Source organism: Bifidobacterium sp. B4142, from assembly GCF_026537325.1.
GTDB lineage: Bacteria > Actinomycetota > Actinomycetes > Actinomycetales > Bifidobacteriaceae > Bombiscardovia.
The window spans coordinates 954006-968194 of the sequence record NZ_JAFNMJ010000001.1 but is presented as its reverse complement, the minus strand read 5'-3'; the positions used below and the strand labels follow the sequence as shown (position 1 = coordinate 968194).

General features: G+C 62.3%; 11 protein-coding genes and 1 pseudogene. 3 read left to right on the top strand and 9 right to left on the bottom strand.

All coding sequences use genetic code 11. From position 1 onward, the window contains the following. Positions 1-17: 17 nt before the first annotated feature. Positions 18-1172 carry a sugar-binding protein gene (locus tag J3U06_RS04330; protein ID WP_121914824.1) on the bottom strand — a complete coding sequence of 385 codons (1155 nt, stop codon included), beginning with the start codon at positions 1170-1172 and terminating at the stop codon, positions 18-20. A gap of 237 nt (positions 1173-1409) precedes the next feature. Here J3U06_RS04330 and J3U06_RS04325 point away from each other — a divergent pair, with 237 nt between their 5' ends. The 3 genes and pseudogenes from J3U06_RS04325 to J3U06_RS04315 all read left to right on the top strand — a co-directional run bounded on the left by J3U06_RS04325 (position 1410) and on the right by J3U06_RS04315 (position 3795). Beyond that, positions 1410-2603: an ROK family transcriptional regulator gene (locus J3U06_RS04325; protein ID WP_267399913.1), complete on the top strand. Its 1194-nt coding sequence runs from the start codon at positions 1410-1412 to the stop codon at positions 2601-2603. A gap of 93 nt (positions 2604-2696) precedes the next feature. After that, positions 2697-3458, top strand: a pseudogene (locus J3U06_RS04320) (ATP-binding cassette domain-containing protein); the annotation flags it as partial. A gap of 16 nt (positions 3459-3474) precedes the next feature. Next, complete coding sequence (locus J3U06_RS04315; protein WP_024627982.1) at positions 3475-3795, top strand: hypothetical protein; 321 nt, start codon at positions 3475-3477, stop codon at positions 3793-3795. A 58-nt stretch (positions 3796-3853) separates the two neighbouring features. Here the strand turns inward: J3U06_RS04315 and metF are convergent, their stop codons facing one another. The 8 genes from metF to J3U06_RS04275 all read right to left on the bottom strand — a co-directional run bounded on the left by metF (position 3854) and on the right by J3U06_RS04275 (position 14171). Next, positions 3854-4735, bottom strand: a complete 882-nt coding sequence (metF, locus tag J3U06_RS04310; RefSeq protein ID WP_121914689.1) for a methylenetetrahydrofolate reductase [NAD(P)H] — start codon at positions 4733-4735, stop codon at positions 3854-3856. Then, the gene (metE, locus tag J3U06_RS04305; protein WP_267444414.1) at positions 4728-7064 is read right to left on the bottom strand and encodes a 5-methyltetrahydropteroyltriglutamate--homocysteine S-methyltransferase; all 2337 of its coding nucleotides are present in this window, start codon (positions 7062-7064) and stop codon (positions 4728-4730) included. The genes metF and metE overlap by 8 nt, the downstream gene beginning before the upstream one ends. A 178-nt stretch (positions 7065-7242) precedes the next feature. Further along, positions 7243-7803 carry a SixA phosphatase family protein gene (locus J3U06_RS04300; protein WP_267399907.1) on the bottom strand — a complete coding sequence of 187 codons (561 nt, stop codon included), beginning with the start codon at positions 7801-7803 and terminating at the stop codon, positions 7243-7245. A gap of 81 nt (positions 7804-7884) precedes the next feature. Then, complete coding sequence (locus tag J3U06_RS04295) at positions 7885-9018, bottom strand: tRNA (adenine-N1)-methyltransferase (RefSeq protein WP_267444413.1); 1134 nt, start codon at positions 9016-9018, stop codon at positions 7885-7887. 6 nt (positions 9019-9024) lie between these two features. After that, entirely contained in the window at positions 9025-10971 is a 1947-nt protein-coding gene (locus J3U06_RS04290) for an ABC transporter ATP-binding protein (RefSeq protein ID WP_267444412.1), read from the bottom strand. After that, complete coding sequence (locus J3U06_RS04285; protein WP_267444411.1) at positions 10972-12735, bottom strand: ABC transporter ATP-binding protein; 1764 nt, start codon at positions 12733-12735, stop codon at positions 10972-10974. It lies immediately after the preceding gene. A 141-nt stretch (positions 12736-12876) separates the two neighbouring features. Further along, the gene (locus J3U06_RS04280; RefSeq protein WP_220237417.1) at positions 12877-13716 is read right to left on the bottom strand and encodes an ABC transporter ATP-binding protein; all 840 of its coding nucleotides are present in this window, start codon (positions 13714-13716) and stop codon (positions 12877-12879) included. A gap of 2 nt (positions 13717-13718) precedes the next feature. Further along, the gene (locus J3U06_RS04275) at positions 13719-14171 is read right to left on the bottom strand and encodes a tripartite tricarboxylate transporter TctB family protein (protein ID WP_267444410.1); all 453 of its coding nucleotides are present in this window, start codon (positions 14169-14171) and stop codon (positions 13719-13721) included. Between the last annotated feature and the right edge of the window lie 18 nt (positions 14172-14189).

Here is a 14189-nt window from a genome sequence, read left to right as displayed (position 1 = left end):
CGACTGTGATGCCGACCTCACTTGGTCAGCTGATCGAATCGTTCCTGGGTCAGGTAGTTCGCCTTGACCAGATCGGTCAGGTTGTCCTTGGTGATGGCCTTGGGATCCAGCAGCTTCGAGGGCACCTTGATGCTGTTGTTGTCAAAGGTGCCGTTGATGCCGGTAACCTTCTTGCCCTGGGCAATTTCGATGATCATGTCGTAGACGGCCTCGGCCAGCTTGTTGACGTCCTTGAAGACGGTCTGACCCTGCAGTCCCTTGGAGATGTTGGCCACGGAGATCTCCATGGCGTCCTGTCCGGTGATCTTGGGCCAGCTGTCAGTATTGGGCTGGATGTCAGGCCTCTTGGACTGGATGGCGTTGATGACCCCCTGGCTTATGCCGTCATAGGGGCTCAGCACGGCATCCAAACGCTCGCCGTGGGCGTAGGTGGAATCGAGAATGGACTCCATATCCTTCTGAGCCTGTTCGGTCTTCCAGGACTGGACTGAGATCTTCTGCCAGTCGGAGAGTTTGAAGTCCTTGGTCACGCCGCCGCCATGCTGGGAGGGGCTGACCAGAACGCCCGACTTGAAGTAGGGCTGCAGAAGCTCCCAGGCACCCTTGAAGAAATACTTGGCGTTGTTGTCGTCGGGAGAACCGGTAAAGAGCTCAATATTGAATGGACCCTTGGCTCCGTTTTTGAGTCCCAGCTGATCGATCAGCCAGTTGGCCTCCAGCACGCCGGTGCGCTCAAGCTGGAATGTCGCATAGTAGTCAACAGCCTTGGTGTTCATGATCAGCCGGTCATAGGCGATGACCTTGGCCCCGGCATCCTTGGCCTTCTCGACAGCAGGCCCCACGGCGGTGCCGTCCTTGGAGGCCACCACCACGATCTTGGCGCCCTTGTTGACCATGTTCTCGATGTCGGCGTTCTGCTGGGCGGGCTTGTCATCCGCGAAGGAGAGCACTACCTTGTAGCCGGCCTTCTCCAGTTTGGTCTTCAGATTGTTGCCGTCCTTGTTCCAACGCTCCTCGGATTTGGTGGGCATGGAAACACCGATGGTGGCGCCTTTGCTGATCGCCCCTCCCTCTTGGGAGGAGCTGGAGGCACGTGATCCGCCGCAGGCGCCCAGTCCGGTCAGCATGGCGACCCCAATGACAGCCGCCATGGTTCGTTGCATCATCTTCATGAAGACTCCTTCATCCTTGAATTCTCGGGCAGGCATCTCCGTCTGCCTGGACCCCTTCATTGCAGGCCCAGTGGTCAGCATACCCAATTGCGTTAACTTTATCAACTCAAGAAAGCTGATTACCTATTCTTCTGTTTTGTACATGAATTTAATAATTCGCTCGAACTTTGGTCTTTCACCGGCGCAAGGGGGTTCACTGGGCGGGGGCAAGCCACGATCTTGGCTACACTGGAACCTATGGCACATCGATTATTCGGCTCACAGTCCTCACTGCGTGAGGCCAACCGTGCCCTCCTGCTGGATACGATCCGAAGATTCGGCGCCATGACCCAGATCGAATTGGCTGAAAATACCGGGCTCTCAACAGCAACTGTCTCCAACCTGGTACGTCTGATGGGTGATCAGGGACTTCTGGAGACATCCTCCACCACAAGAAACGGCCGCCGCGCCACGCTGGTCATGCTGGCCCGCCGCAAGGGCCTCGGGGTCGGGCTCTACATCGGCCGCCACGAGATGCGACTGGAAGTAGTCGACGCCAGCCATGCCATACTGGCAGAGCATGATATGGCTCTGCCACGCCAGCACAAGCCGGACACAACCCTGGAACGGGCCATGATCCTGATCAAGGAGACGCTGACTTCCATCGGTGCCCAATCGGATGAGCTTGTCGGTCTGGGCCTGGCCATGGGGGCCCCTGTGGACTGCAGAACTCACCAGCTGGCCATTCCCGGCATCCTGCGAGGCTGGGACAAACAGGATCTGATAGGCACCTTCCATGAGGCTTTTCAGGTGCCGGTCCAAGTGGACAACGACGCCAACTTCTCAGCCATGGCCGAGCTGAGAATGGGCGCAGCAGTCGGCAGACGAAACTTCGTCTACATCCACGCCAACGACGGGGTGGGCGCGGGAATCGTCATCAACGGCGAGATGTGGCGGGGCACCACCGGGCTTGCAGGCGAGATAGGCCATGTTCAAGTGGACCCCTTGGGCGATATCTGCATCTGCGGCAACCGCGGATGCCTGAATACGGTGGTGGACGAGAGCCGTTTGGTCTCCTTGCTCAGCGTGACCCACGGGAACATGACTCTGGAGGATCTGGTGGCCAATGCCGTCAAGGGGGACCCAGGGTGCAGACGGATCGTGGGAGATGCGGCCATCCGCATCGGCAATGTAGTGGCCGATCTTTGCAACGCCGTGGATCCCGAAGTAGTGGTCCTGGGAGGCATCCTGAGCACAACAGAAGACGTGTTTCTGGAGCCCCTTCGGGAGACTCTCCAGCGCATGCTCTTCCCCGATGCCATGGTCCCCATGGAGGTGCTCCCTGCCCGCTATCCGATTAACGGATCGGCTCTGGGGGCGGCTATGATGGCTGTCGATAGCGTCAACGAACACATTGATGTGTCCACAGAATCCGCGGGTCGATCATCGTAGAGGAGGTGACCTGGATTGCATGAAACCACTGTCCTGATGCAGATGGACGACCTCTGCATCAGGTTCGGGTTCGTTGAGGCCCTCAAACATGTAAGCCTGGATATTCGCCAACACGAGGTGCTTGCCGTCGTGGGCGACAATGGAGCAGGCAAGTCCACCCTGGTCAGGATTTTGTCAGGCCTGATCCGTCCCGATCGGGGTACGCTTATCTGGAAGGGCCGACCAACCAACATTCCCTCGATCAGAGTCGCCAATCAGTTGGGCATCGCAGCCGTCTTCCAAGGGCAGGACTTCTGCGACAACCTGGACGTCTCCTCCAACCTCTTCCTGGGCAAGGAACTGCGTGATCGTCACCATCGTCGCGATGACGAAGCCATGCGTCGGCGTACCCGTCAGGTCCTGCAGTCGCTGTCCTCCCCCATCCGTGTAGGCCAACCTATGGCCACCCTATCCCTGGGACAAAAACAGACAGTCTCAATCGCCAGAACCTTGCTGGACAATCCCGAGTTGATCCTCATGGACGAGCCGACGGCCTCCTTATCGGTCATGCAGTCCGCCGAGGTGCTCAACTACATCAAGCGCATGCGTTCCGAGGGCCGTAGCATTCTCATGGTCTGCCACGATCTGCCGGATGTCTTCGCGGTTTCCGACCGCATAGCAGTCATGCGCCAGGGTCGGCTGGTGGGGGTCCTGCCTACGGCCAAGACTACCTATGAGACTGTAATCGCGCTGATTTCAGGCATCGATCCCGAGGATGTCATCCAGGACCAGGAACAACTGGATGCCATGGCCAGAGCCAACGCCCGCGTCCACGCCCTGCGCGGCACCAGAAAGATCCTGCCTGAGCAATCATGAATGAAGGAACCCTAGAATGCAGCTGACCGATATCCTCCTGACCATTGCCTGCGCCCTGGTAGGGCTGGCGGTGGGACTGATCTACGGATTTCTGCCAAAGAAAAACGACCGGCTGACCGACTCGCAGCAACGCTGGACACCGATCCTATCCCTGATCGGGGTCGGCCTGGTGGTCGTTCTCATTCTGCTGGGACGTGACCTGGCCTCCTGGGTAACCATCGGAGGGATGATCCTTGGTCTGCTGATTGGCATGATACCGCCGCTCAACAGAGCTGCACTCAAGGTCTGGCCATGGCTGAGGCCCCGCACCGACAATCAAGGCCGAAAGCGTCGCTGAAAGCTGGCAATCACGCTTTTGCATTCATCGATGCGGGGCATTCCCCTCTTTTATGCAGTTATTTTTGGCTGCTGACCGGCTCCTCCTTGGCGCCCACCTGCCGGAAGAGGTGACGGACGTTGTGCCAGATGCGCCTGGTGACGCCAGAATGATTCATGGAGTACAGGTGGATGCCATCCACCCCGTGCGCCACCAGGTCGGCGATCTGCTGTGAGGCGTAGATGATGCCCGCCTCGCGCAGGCTGGCCCGGTCGTCACCCCAGCGCTCCAGGATGGACTCAACTGCCGCCGGGATCCGCGCCTTGCAGACCTCGCTCATGTGCCGTACCTGGCCCTCGTTGGTGATGGGCATGATGCCGGCCTCAATGGGCACCTGGATGCCGGCTGCCCGGGCCCGGTCCAGGAAGTCCAAAAAATCGGCGTTGTCGTAGAAGAGCTGCGAAACCAGATGATCCACGCCGGAATCCACCTTGATTTTCAGATTCTCAATGTCCTCCTCAGGCGAGGCGGCCTCCGGGTGGGTCTCCGGATAACAGGCTCCGTATATCGACAGGTTGGGCCGACGGGAGCGGATGTAGGCTGCCAGGTCGCTGGCATGGTCGAAGACTCCGGCAGGCTCGCGGCCCTCTACGCTGTCGCCGCGCAGAGCCAGCACCGCTGCCACCCCTGCGTCGTCGAACATATCCAGGGCCTGATCGATCACCTCGCGGTCCGCATACTGGGCGGTCAAGTGCGCCACGGCAGGGATGCCGTACTCGGTATGGATGGTCTTGGCTATGCGAGCCGTGGCCGTACGGTCTGAGCGCCGGCCGGTCCCGTAGGTCACCGAGATGAAGTCGGGCATCAGCCCTTCCAGACCATCCAGGGTGTCATAGATGGTGCCCACCGGGGCATCGCGCTTGGGGGGAAAGACCTCCAGGGAAAAGATAGGCTCATGCATGATCCGACTCCTGACTGGACGATAGCTCCGCACGCACCTGCTGTGCGGCGGCCACCATGTGCTCCAGACTGGGCCATGTCTCCTTGTCGCCTCGGGTCTTCAATCCGCAGTCGGGGTTGATCCAGACCTTGGCCACGTCCAGCTTCTTCAGGATGGCGTGGATCCGGTCCACGATCTCCTCGGTGGAGGGGATGCGCGGCGAGTGGATGTCGTAGACTCCGGGGCCTGCCTCAGTCTCGAACTTGGCCTCCTGAATGGCATCCAGGACGGTCAGATCGGAGCGGGAGGCTTCGAAGGAGATCACATCGGCGTCCATGGCATCAATGTCCTTGATGATGTCGTTGAACTCCGAGTAGCACATGTGGGTGTGAATTTGGGTAGTGGGTTTGACGCCGGAATGGACCAGCCGGAAGGCGGGGATGGCCCAGTCCAGGTATCGGCTGTGCCAGTCGGAGCGCCGCAGCGGCAGCTTCTCACGCAGGGCGGCCTCGTCGATCTGGATGATGCGGATGCCTGCGGCCTCCAGGTCCAGGACCTCGTCACGGATGGCCAGGGCCAGCTGGCGGGTCTGCTGCTCGTGATCGATGTCCTCACGGGGCCAGGACCAGTTGAGAATGGTCACCGGACCGGTCAGCATCCCCTTGACCACATGGTTGGTGCGGGACTGGGCGTATGAGGACCAGCGTACGGTGATGGGCCGGGCGCGGGAGATGTCCCCCCAGACGATGGGAGGCTTGACGCAGCGGGTGCCATAGGACTGGACCCAGGCATTCCGGGTGAACAGATAGCCCTTAAGGTTCTGGCCGAAGTACTCGACCATGTCGTTGCGCTCGAACTCGCCATGGACCAGAACATCCAGGCCTATCTGTTCCTGGTGGTCGATGACCTGGTCGATCTTGCGGGCGATGAAGTTGTCGTAGTCCTCCTGGCTGATTTCCTTCTTGCGCAGGCGGGCCCGCTCGGCGCGGACCTCGCCGGTCTGGGGGAAGGAGCCGATGGTGGTGGTGGGCAGCAGGGGCAGACCCAGCTCATGGGCCTGGATCCTCTGGCGTTCGGGCCGGGCAGGGGTACGCACGAAGTCCCCGTCCTCAAGGCCGGCCAGGCGCTGCTGCACCTGCGGGTCAGGCTGGACGCGGCTGCCGTCGAAGAGCTTCTGATTGTCAGCAAGGGCCTTGCTGGAGCGGCGCTGGTCCTCATTGGCATCGGCCAGCTGGGCCAGGTCGTGCAACTCGCCCAGCTTCTCCAGGGCGAAGGCGAAGTGGGGCCGCACGGTGACGGCATCCAGCCCGTTCTCGTCGGCCACGGTGTAGGGCACGTGCAGGAGGGAACATGCGGTGGACACCACCACGTTCGAGGTCACCTGGTGCAGGGCATCCAGGAGGCCCAGGCTGACCGCATAGTCGTTGCGCCAGATGTTGCGGCCGTTGATCAGGCCGGCGAAGATGGTGGTTCCCTCCGGCACGCCGTGCTCCTTGAGGGCCGCCAGATTCTCATCCCTGCCCTCGATCAGATCCAGGCCGATGCCGTCGAAGCCCAGGTCAGCCAGCCGATCGCAACAGTCGCCCACATGGCCGAAGTAGGTGTTGAGCAGAATACGGACCTTGCCCTGGTCGCTCTGGCGGGCCTTCAGGATGGGCTTGTAGAGGGTCTCGAAGAGGTCCTGGTCGCCCGGTTCCTTGTCCAGGACCAGATAGGGTTCGTCCAGTTGCACCCAGTCGGCGCCCAGGCCGATGAACCGCTCCAGTATGGTCGCGTAGGCCTTGGCCAGATCCTGCACCAGTGCCGGGTCCTGATCCAGCAGCTCGCCCTGGGGACCGCGTGCCAGCTTGAGGAAGGTATATGGGCCGATCAGCACCGGCTTGGCCGCGATGCCCTGCTCGCGCGCCTCCTGGAACTCCTTGAAGGGCTTATCGCCTTCCAGGGCGATTTTGGTGTTCTGATCGATCTCGGGCACCAGGTAGTGGTAGTTGGTGGTGAACCACTTCTTCATGGGCAGGGCGGTCACGTCACCCTGCTCCCCCTGGTAGCCGCGGCCCATGGCGAAGAGGGTATCCTCGGGACCCAGGCCCAGCTTCCGATAGCGCTCTGGCACGACGCCCAGGAGGATAGAGGTATCCAGGACCTGGTCGTAGTAGCTGAAATCGTTGACGGGAATCAGGTCGACGCCTGCCTGCTGCTGAAGCTGCCAGTGTCTGGCCCGCAGATCAGCGGCCGTGCGCCGAACCTCGTCCAGATTCCGTTCGCCCTTCCAATAGCCCTCGATGGCCCTCTTGAGTTCGCGGTGCGCGCCGATGCGCGGGAATCCGGACACGGATGTAATCGCTGCCATGAAACCTCCCAGTTTCGTCCTGATATCTTTGGTCAGCCTATCAGCGGCGGGGGGAGGCGGGTAATTGGTGCAAATAAGGTGTCGCCATAACCTGAATCGATAACGACAAGACGGCAGGCACAGGACTGATGCTCACCAAGACTGCCTGCAGAAGGTTGCCTCGAGCTTGTTCTGCCGGTCAGTCCTCCAGGTCCTGGGGGCCCAGAATGCCAAGCAGACGGGCCTGATGGGTTCCCCAGTCGGTCAATGGCCGCTCGGAGCCCAGCACGACCATAGTGGCCGGCGGCAGTCCAAGATTGAGCAGGTCCAAAAGGTCAGGATCGGAGTCGTCCTCGGCCAGCCACTGTGAGCAGATAGACATGGTGGGCTCATGCCCTAGGATAAGGACCCGGCGGTCACGGTCCTCGGTCTGTGCCAGCTGGTCGAAGACCGCCTGCATGCCGGACTCATAGAGGGATTCCCGGTAGTCGACCCGGGGTCCGTCACCCAGGGGTTTGAGCATGCCGTCCAGGGTCTGACGGGCCCGGGGCGCACCCGAGCAGATGATGCGGTCGGGCACCAGGCCCAAAGCGGTCAATCCACGGCCCATGATCCGGGCCTGTTTCTGGCCACGGTCGGTCAGCTGGCGGCTGCGATCGCCCTGTGACCCCTGGCGTTCCGTCTTGGCATGACGCATGAGCATGAGGGTTCGGCTGCACCTGTGCAGATCCTCGGCCTTCAGACCTTTTCGCAAACCCATGCCATGCTTCCTTTCCCAAAGTTCCTATCAGGCGTCTTTTCCATTATGACAGAGCCAGGTGAAAGAGCGGGCCATGGGCGATCAGCCTTCTTGCTCCTTGCCGTCTTCCAGAGTGCGCACCTGATGGTCCAGATCACGCAACACCTTGCGCAGCTTGCGATCGGAGACCCGGCGCAACTCCAAATCCTCGAGGTCCTCCAGGTCTTCCTTTTCGCGCTCGTGATTTGAGCCGCTGATCTTGGCAGGCCGCCGCCCCTGATCCACATCGGTCTGGTAGTCCTTGGTAGCCCGGATATGCTTGCGAAGAGCCTGCTGGCCGGGAGCCATGGCCCTGCTGGTCAAGAGGAAGCCGGTGTGCCCGATCATCTCGTGCTCGGGTCGGACCGCCAGACCGTCGGCCTTCCAGGAGCGCTCCAGGCTCTCCATGATCTCGGGTTCGGTCCACCGACCGTCGGCGCGCAGGGCCTCGGCCAGTCGGCTGAGCTGGGTGGTGGTGGTCACGTAGGCGGTCAGCGCGCCGCCGGGGGCCATGACCCGGTAGGCCTGCTCCAGACGGTTCCAGGGGTCCAGCATGTCCAGAACAATACGGTCGAATTCGTCCTCTGGCAGGTCGGCCGCAACGGTGTCGAAGTCGCCGGTACGCAGGTCCCACTGGACAGGGCGCTGCCCAAAGAATACGGTGGCATTGCCCATGGCCACCCTGGCGAACTCCTCCCGCCGCTCGATGCTGGTCAGTTTTCCTGCGGTGCCGATGGCATCCAGAAGACCCAGGCTCATGGCCCCTGAGCCAGCTCCCGACTCCAGGACCCTCATGCCGGGACGGATGTCACCCAGGAGAATGACCCTGGCCACATCCTTGGGGTACATGATCTGGGCGCCGCGCGGCATGGAAAGAATATAGTCCTCAAGCCTTGGACGCATGGCGGTAAAGGCCCATCCTCCGATGCCTCGCGAGGACTTCCAAGGCTTGGCCCTGTCAGGCACCCCTGTGTCGGTGTCGGCATCCTGCTTGTGACGCATCTGCCGCCACTTGTCGGCCGAGATGGTCACCACCACGGAGCCCTCGGGCAGACCAATCATGGCCTCGTGCGGCAGAAGACCGTGGTCGGTCTGGGTCAGGCCGCCTGGTTCCAGCATGACCGTCAGCTTGCGGCCACGCCGGTCGGTCAGCTGGACCCGCTCCCCTACGCTCAGCGGACCGCGTTTAAGGCTCATGCCTCCTCAGTCCTCCTCGCCCTTGGTGAACTGGGAGTTGTAGAGGGAGGCATAGGCCCCGCCGCGCTCCAATAGCTGGTCGTGGGTGCCCTGCTCGACCACCGAGCCGTGGTTGACCACCAGGATCAGGTCGGCATCGCGGATGGTGGACAGCCTATGCGCGATGACGAAGGAGGTCCTGCCCTTGCGCAGGGTGTTCATGGCCTGCTGGACCAGCAGCTCGGTCCTGGTGTCCACTGAGGATGTGGCCTCGTCCAGGATCAGGATGTCCGGATCGGACAGAAAGGCCCGGCAGATGGTCATCAGCTGGCGTTCGCCCTGGCTGAGCTCGCTGCTGTCCTCGTTGAGAACGGTGTCATAACCTTGGGGCAGCTTGCGGATGAACTCGTCCACGTGGGTGGCCTTGGCGCCCTCGATCATGGTCTGCTCAGGGATGGTCTGCCCCTCGCCCAATCCGTAGAGCAGGTTGTCGCGAACAGTGCCGTCGAAGAGCCAGGTGTCCTGCAGGACCATGCCGAAGTGGCTGCGCAGGTCTTGGCGCGTCACTCTGGAGGTGTCCACGCCGTCGATGGTGATGCGCCCGCCCTGGATCTCGTAGAAGCGCATGAGCAGGTTGACCAGGGTGGTCTTGCCCGCCCCAGTCGGCCCGACGATGGCGATGGTCTGCCCAGGCTTGGCTTCGATGGACAGGTCCTTGATCAGCGGCTCAGCCGGATCGTAAGAGAAGCGGACGTGGTCGAAGCGGACATGGCCCTCGACCTTGCCTCCGGTCTCCTGGCCCAGATGGTCGGGATGCTCGATGTCCGGCATCTCCTCGGCCTCGTCCAGGAAGTCGAAGACCCTGCGGCAGGAGGCCAGGGAAGATTGGAGCATGGTGCCCATGGAGGCCAGCTGGCCGATGGGCTGGGAGGCCTGACGGGTGTACTGGGTGAAGGCCTGCAGGCCGCCCAGGCTCATGCTTCCGTTGAGCACGTGCACGCCGCCGACGATGACTATGATCACGAAGCTCAAGTTGCCGAAGAAGGTCGACATAGGCGTGACCAGAGCCGAGAAGAAGGACGCCTTGAAGCTGGCCTGGTAGAGCTCCTGGTTGCGCTCCTCGAACTCCTCCTCCGCCTTGCGTTGGTGGCCGAAGGCCCGGACCACCATGTGGCCGGAGAACATCTCCTCCACGTGGCTGTTTACCTGGCCGGTGCGAATCCACTGCCTGGTGAACTGCGGCTGGGTCTTCTTGAGGATGATGCCCGCGCACAGGGCCATGACCGGGATGATGATGAAGGCGATCAGGGTCAGCAGGGGCGAGATGGTCAGCATCATGATGAAGGCGCCGATGATGGAGAAGACTGAAAAGAGCAGCTCGCCCAGAATCTGCTGCAGGGTGCCCGAGATGTTGTCGATGTCGTTGGTGGTCCGGCTCATGACCTCGCCGCGCGGGGTCCGGTCGAAGTACTGCAGGGGCAGCCGGTCCAGCTTGTCCTCGATCTGCCTGCGCATGGTGTAGACCGCGTCGGAGACCAGCCGGGTCATCAAAAAGTTCTGCACCAGCCTGACCAAGATGGAAATCAGGTAGATGCCGATGACAAACATGAGGATGGTGCCAAAGCGCCCCCAATCGATGCCCACGCCCACCTGGACGTTCATGGAGTCGATCATCCGGGCGAACTTGTCCTGGCCGCGGGACTGCAGGTAGGCGACCACAGCCTGCTTGGGGGTGCCGGGCTTGGCGCCCATCTTGACCAGCATGGAACCCAGCAGTCCCTCGAAGAGGACGTTGGTGGCCTCGCCCATGACCTTGGGTCCGATGACGATCATGGCCACGGCGGTCATGCCGGCGAGGACCATGACAATGACCCTCCAGGGGCTGACCAGCAGGTAACGGACCAGTCGGCCCACGGTGTGACGGTGTGCACCCACAGCTTGCGAGCCTGTATTTACGCTCAAGTTCTTAGCCATCTACTCGGCCCTCCCCTCGTCAATGCTGAGCTCTTCCACGTCGGGACCCTGCCCGCCCTGGGACTGGACGATCTCCTGATAGGTTGGGCAGTCCTCCATGAGCTGGTCGTGGGTGCCCCGGCCCACGATGCGGCCTCGGGCCAGGACCAGAATCTGGTCGGCCTGGCGGATGGATGCCGCCCTCTGGGCCACGACGATCTGGGTGGCCTCGCGGGTGACCGGCACCAAGGCCTCATGCAGGGCGCGGTCGGTGGTCATGTCCAGTGCGGAGAAGGAGTCGTCGAAGGTGTAGATGCGGGGGTTGCGCAGGATGGCCCTGGCCATGCAGAGCCGCTGCTTCTGCCCGCCAGAGAAGTTGGTGCCGCCCTCAGCCACACGAGCGTCCAGGCCCTCGGGGATCTCACGAACGAAGTCCTCGGCCTGGGCGATGCGCAGGGCCTGCCAGATGCGGTCGTCGTCGGCATCAGGGTCCCCGTAGTGCATGTTGTCACGGATGGTGCCGGTGAAGAGGGTGGCCTTCTGCGGGACCGGTCCAAAGATCAGGGCCAGCCGGTCGGGGTCGTACTCGCGCACGTCGTGGCCATCCACCAGGACCTGGCCGTCGGTGACGTCGAACATGCGGTTGGCCAGTCGGATGATGGTGGACTTGCCGGATCCGGTGGCCCCGATGAGGGCCGTCGTGGTGCCCGGCCGGGCGGTGAAGGAAATGTCCGAAAGGACCGGGTCCTGGGCGCCCGGGTAGCTGAAGTCCACGTGCTTGAACTCCAACAGTCCCTGGGGGTGCTCATTGCGGTAGGGGTGCTCGGGAGCGGTGATCTCGCTGGTGGCCTCCAGGACCTCATTGATCCTTCGGGCGGCCACAGCAGCCCTGGGCAGCATGACCGACATCATGGCGGCCATCATCAGGCCAGACAGGATGATCATCAGGTACTGGATGAATGCCTGCAGGGCGCCGATCTGCATGGCTCCGGAGTCGATGCGGCGGCCGCCGAACCACATGATGGCCACGTTGGACATGTTCAGCAGGAACCACATGAGCGGCACCATCATGCTCATCAGCCGGCCGGTGGAGATCAGGACGCCGTAGACGTCGCGGTTGGCCCTGTCGAAGCGGGCGGCCTCGGTCTTCTCGCGGACGAAGGCGCGGATGACGCGCACGCCGGAGATCTGCTCGCGGACCAGGCGGTTGACTGAGTCCAGCATGTTCTGCAGGCGGGTGAACAGGGGTCCCATCCTGCCCATGAGCACCAGGGCCACCAGGAGGACCAGGGGGACGATGACCGCCAGGGACCAGGTCAGGGGGCCGTCCTGGCGCAGGGCCAGAATCAGGCCGCCGATCAGCATGACCGGGGCCTGCAGAATGATCATCAGAGTCTGCATGGTGGTCATCTGCATCTGCTGGACGTCGTTGGTGGTGCGGGTGATCAGGGAACCTGCCGAAAAGCGCTCGATCTCGTTGAGGCTGAAGCCCTCCACCGAGGCGAACAGGTCCCTGCGCAGCTCGTAGCCCATCCTCATGGCCAGCCGGGTGGCGCAGTAGACGGCGACCACGTTGGCCACGATCTGGATGGCGGTGATGCCCATCATCTGCCAGCCGATCCGGTAGATGGCATTCTGGTCGCCTACGGCCACGCCCTTGTCGATGATGTCTGCCTGCAGGTTGGGCAGGTAGAGGTTCAAGGCCGTCTGCGCCACCTGAAAGAGCACCAGAACGGCCACCTGGAGCCAGTAAGGCCGCAGGTAGCGAGTCCATATCTTGATCACGTCAACATCCTTCACGCTTACAGGTCTGCCGCGGTCCCCGGCAGACAAACCACCACAGTCTATACCCATGCCCCGGGGAACGAATTTGCTATTCCTTGAGCTGATAGGGGCGTGTCAGAACGGGTCCGCAGGCAGTAACGTTCAGACGGCGAAGGCACCCCAGCGTCCGCCGCGGTGAACCACGGTCAGGTCCAGACCGAAGAGCTCGCTCAGGCGCGGACCGGTCAGTCCACCCTCCAAGGGTCCCTGATAGACGATGGTGCCCGGATCCGGATCGCCGGTGTCTTCGGTGTCGGCAGGACGCCGACCCATCATGGCTATCCGATCGAAACCCGGAGGAATCTCCTCAAGCCGGTGGGTGACCAGGATGACCGTGCGGTCCTTGTCCTCGCGGCCGATGTCGCTCAAGGCCCTGAGCACCAGCTCCCGGCCGCCTAGGTCCAGCCCGGTGGTCGGCTCGTCCAAGATAAGCAAATCAGGATTGGCCATCAGCGCCCGGCAAATCAGCACCCGGCCGCGCTCCCCCTCAGAGAGCCGGTACATGCGCTTGCCCTTGAGGTAGGCGATGCCGAACCGGTCCATGAGGGCCAGGGTGGCCTCCTCCTGATCGGGCGTAAAGGTCTCCTTCCAACGTCCCGTGGTGTCGCTGAAGGCAGTCAGCACCACGTCGTAGGGATCCTCCTGGGGGCTGATGGTCTTGGCCAGGCCGGCCGAGGCCAGCCCTATCCGATGCCGGTAGGAGAAGACGTTCACCTTGCCCAACCGGTTGCCCAGGATGTCCACACTGCCGCTGCTGGGGAAACCCCGGGTGCTCATCATGGCCACCAAGGTTGATTTGCCCACGCCATTGGGCCCGAAGAGCACCCACTTCTGCCCTTGTCCCACCTCAAGGTCGACATCGTCCAGTATGACCCGGCCCTGACGGCGGAATCCTACGTGATGCATGAGCACGGCCTGTTTTTCAGCCACGCTTTCGCCCATGGTCACAGGGCCGTTCCATAGGAGTCCAGGCGGGGATTGTCTCGGTTGCCTCCCACCAGGAAGAGCCCCAGCACGCCCAGGCAGAAGACCGCCGCTATGGCGATGGTGGCCCAGATGGGAACATGGGGCAGCCACATGCAGACCAGGAAGGCCAAGCCTGAACAGATGATCAGGGCCCAGACCAGGATTCGCAGCCACTGACGCACGCCGCTGGGAGCCTTCAGCAGACGAGGGTTGCGGTCGTTGGGGTCCACGGAGTCCTTCTGCAACAGGTCGTCGGTGTGCCCGGCAGGCTTCCACTCGGCGCCCTGGCCCGCCTCAAGCCGACGGGAGCGCTCCTGCAAGGCCCGTTCATCCATCACTCCGGCCCTGCCCTTGGCCGTCATCCTCCGGTCGTCGCTGCCGCCACGGCGGTTCCGCTTGGCCTGCGCCCTACGTTCAGCGCGGTTGGTCATATCCCACTGCCTCCATCC

Coding starts and splice junctions, on each gene's coding strand:
- J3U06_RS04330 (WP_121914824.1), bottom strand. CDS start 1,172: ATGAAGATGATGCAACGAACCATGGCGGCTGTCATTGGGGTCGCCATG.
- J3U06_RS04325 (WP_267399913.1), top strand. CDS start 1,410: ATGGCACATCGATTATTCGGCTCACAGTCCTCACTGCGTGAGGCCAAC.
- J3U06_RS04315 (WP_024627982.1), top strand. CDS start 3,475: ATGCAGCTGACCGATATCCTCCTGACCATTGCCTGCGCCCTGGTAGGG.
- metF (WP_121914689.1), bottom strand. CDS start 4,735: ATGCATGAGCCTATCTTTTCCCTGGAGGTCTTTCCCCCCAAGCGCGAT.
- metE (WP_267444414.1), bottom strand. CDS start 7,064: ATGGCAGCGATTACATCCGTGTCCGGATTCCCGCGCATCGGCGCGCAC.
- J3U06_RS04300 (WP_267399907.1), bottom strand. CDS start 7,803: ATGGGTTTGCGAAAAGGTCTGAAGGCCGAGGATCTGCACAGGTGCAGC.
- J3U06_RS04295 (WP_267444413.1), bottom strand. CDS start 9,018: ATGAGCCTTAAACGCGGTCCGCTGAGCGTAGGGGAGCGGGTCCAGCTG.
- J3U06_RS04290 (WP_267444412.1), bottom strand. CDS start 10,971: ATGGCTAAGAACTTGAGCGTAAATACAGGCTCGCAAGCTGTGGGTGCA.
- J3U06_RS04280 (WP_220237417.1), bottom strand. CDS start 13,716: ATGGGCGAAAGCGTGGCTGAAAAACAGGCCGTGCTCATGCATCACGTA.
- J3U06_RS04275 (WP_267444410.1), bottom strand. CDS start 14,171: ATGACCAACCGCGCTGAACGTAGGGCGCAGGCCAAGCGGAACCGCCGT.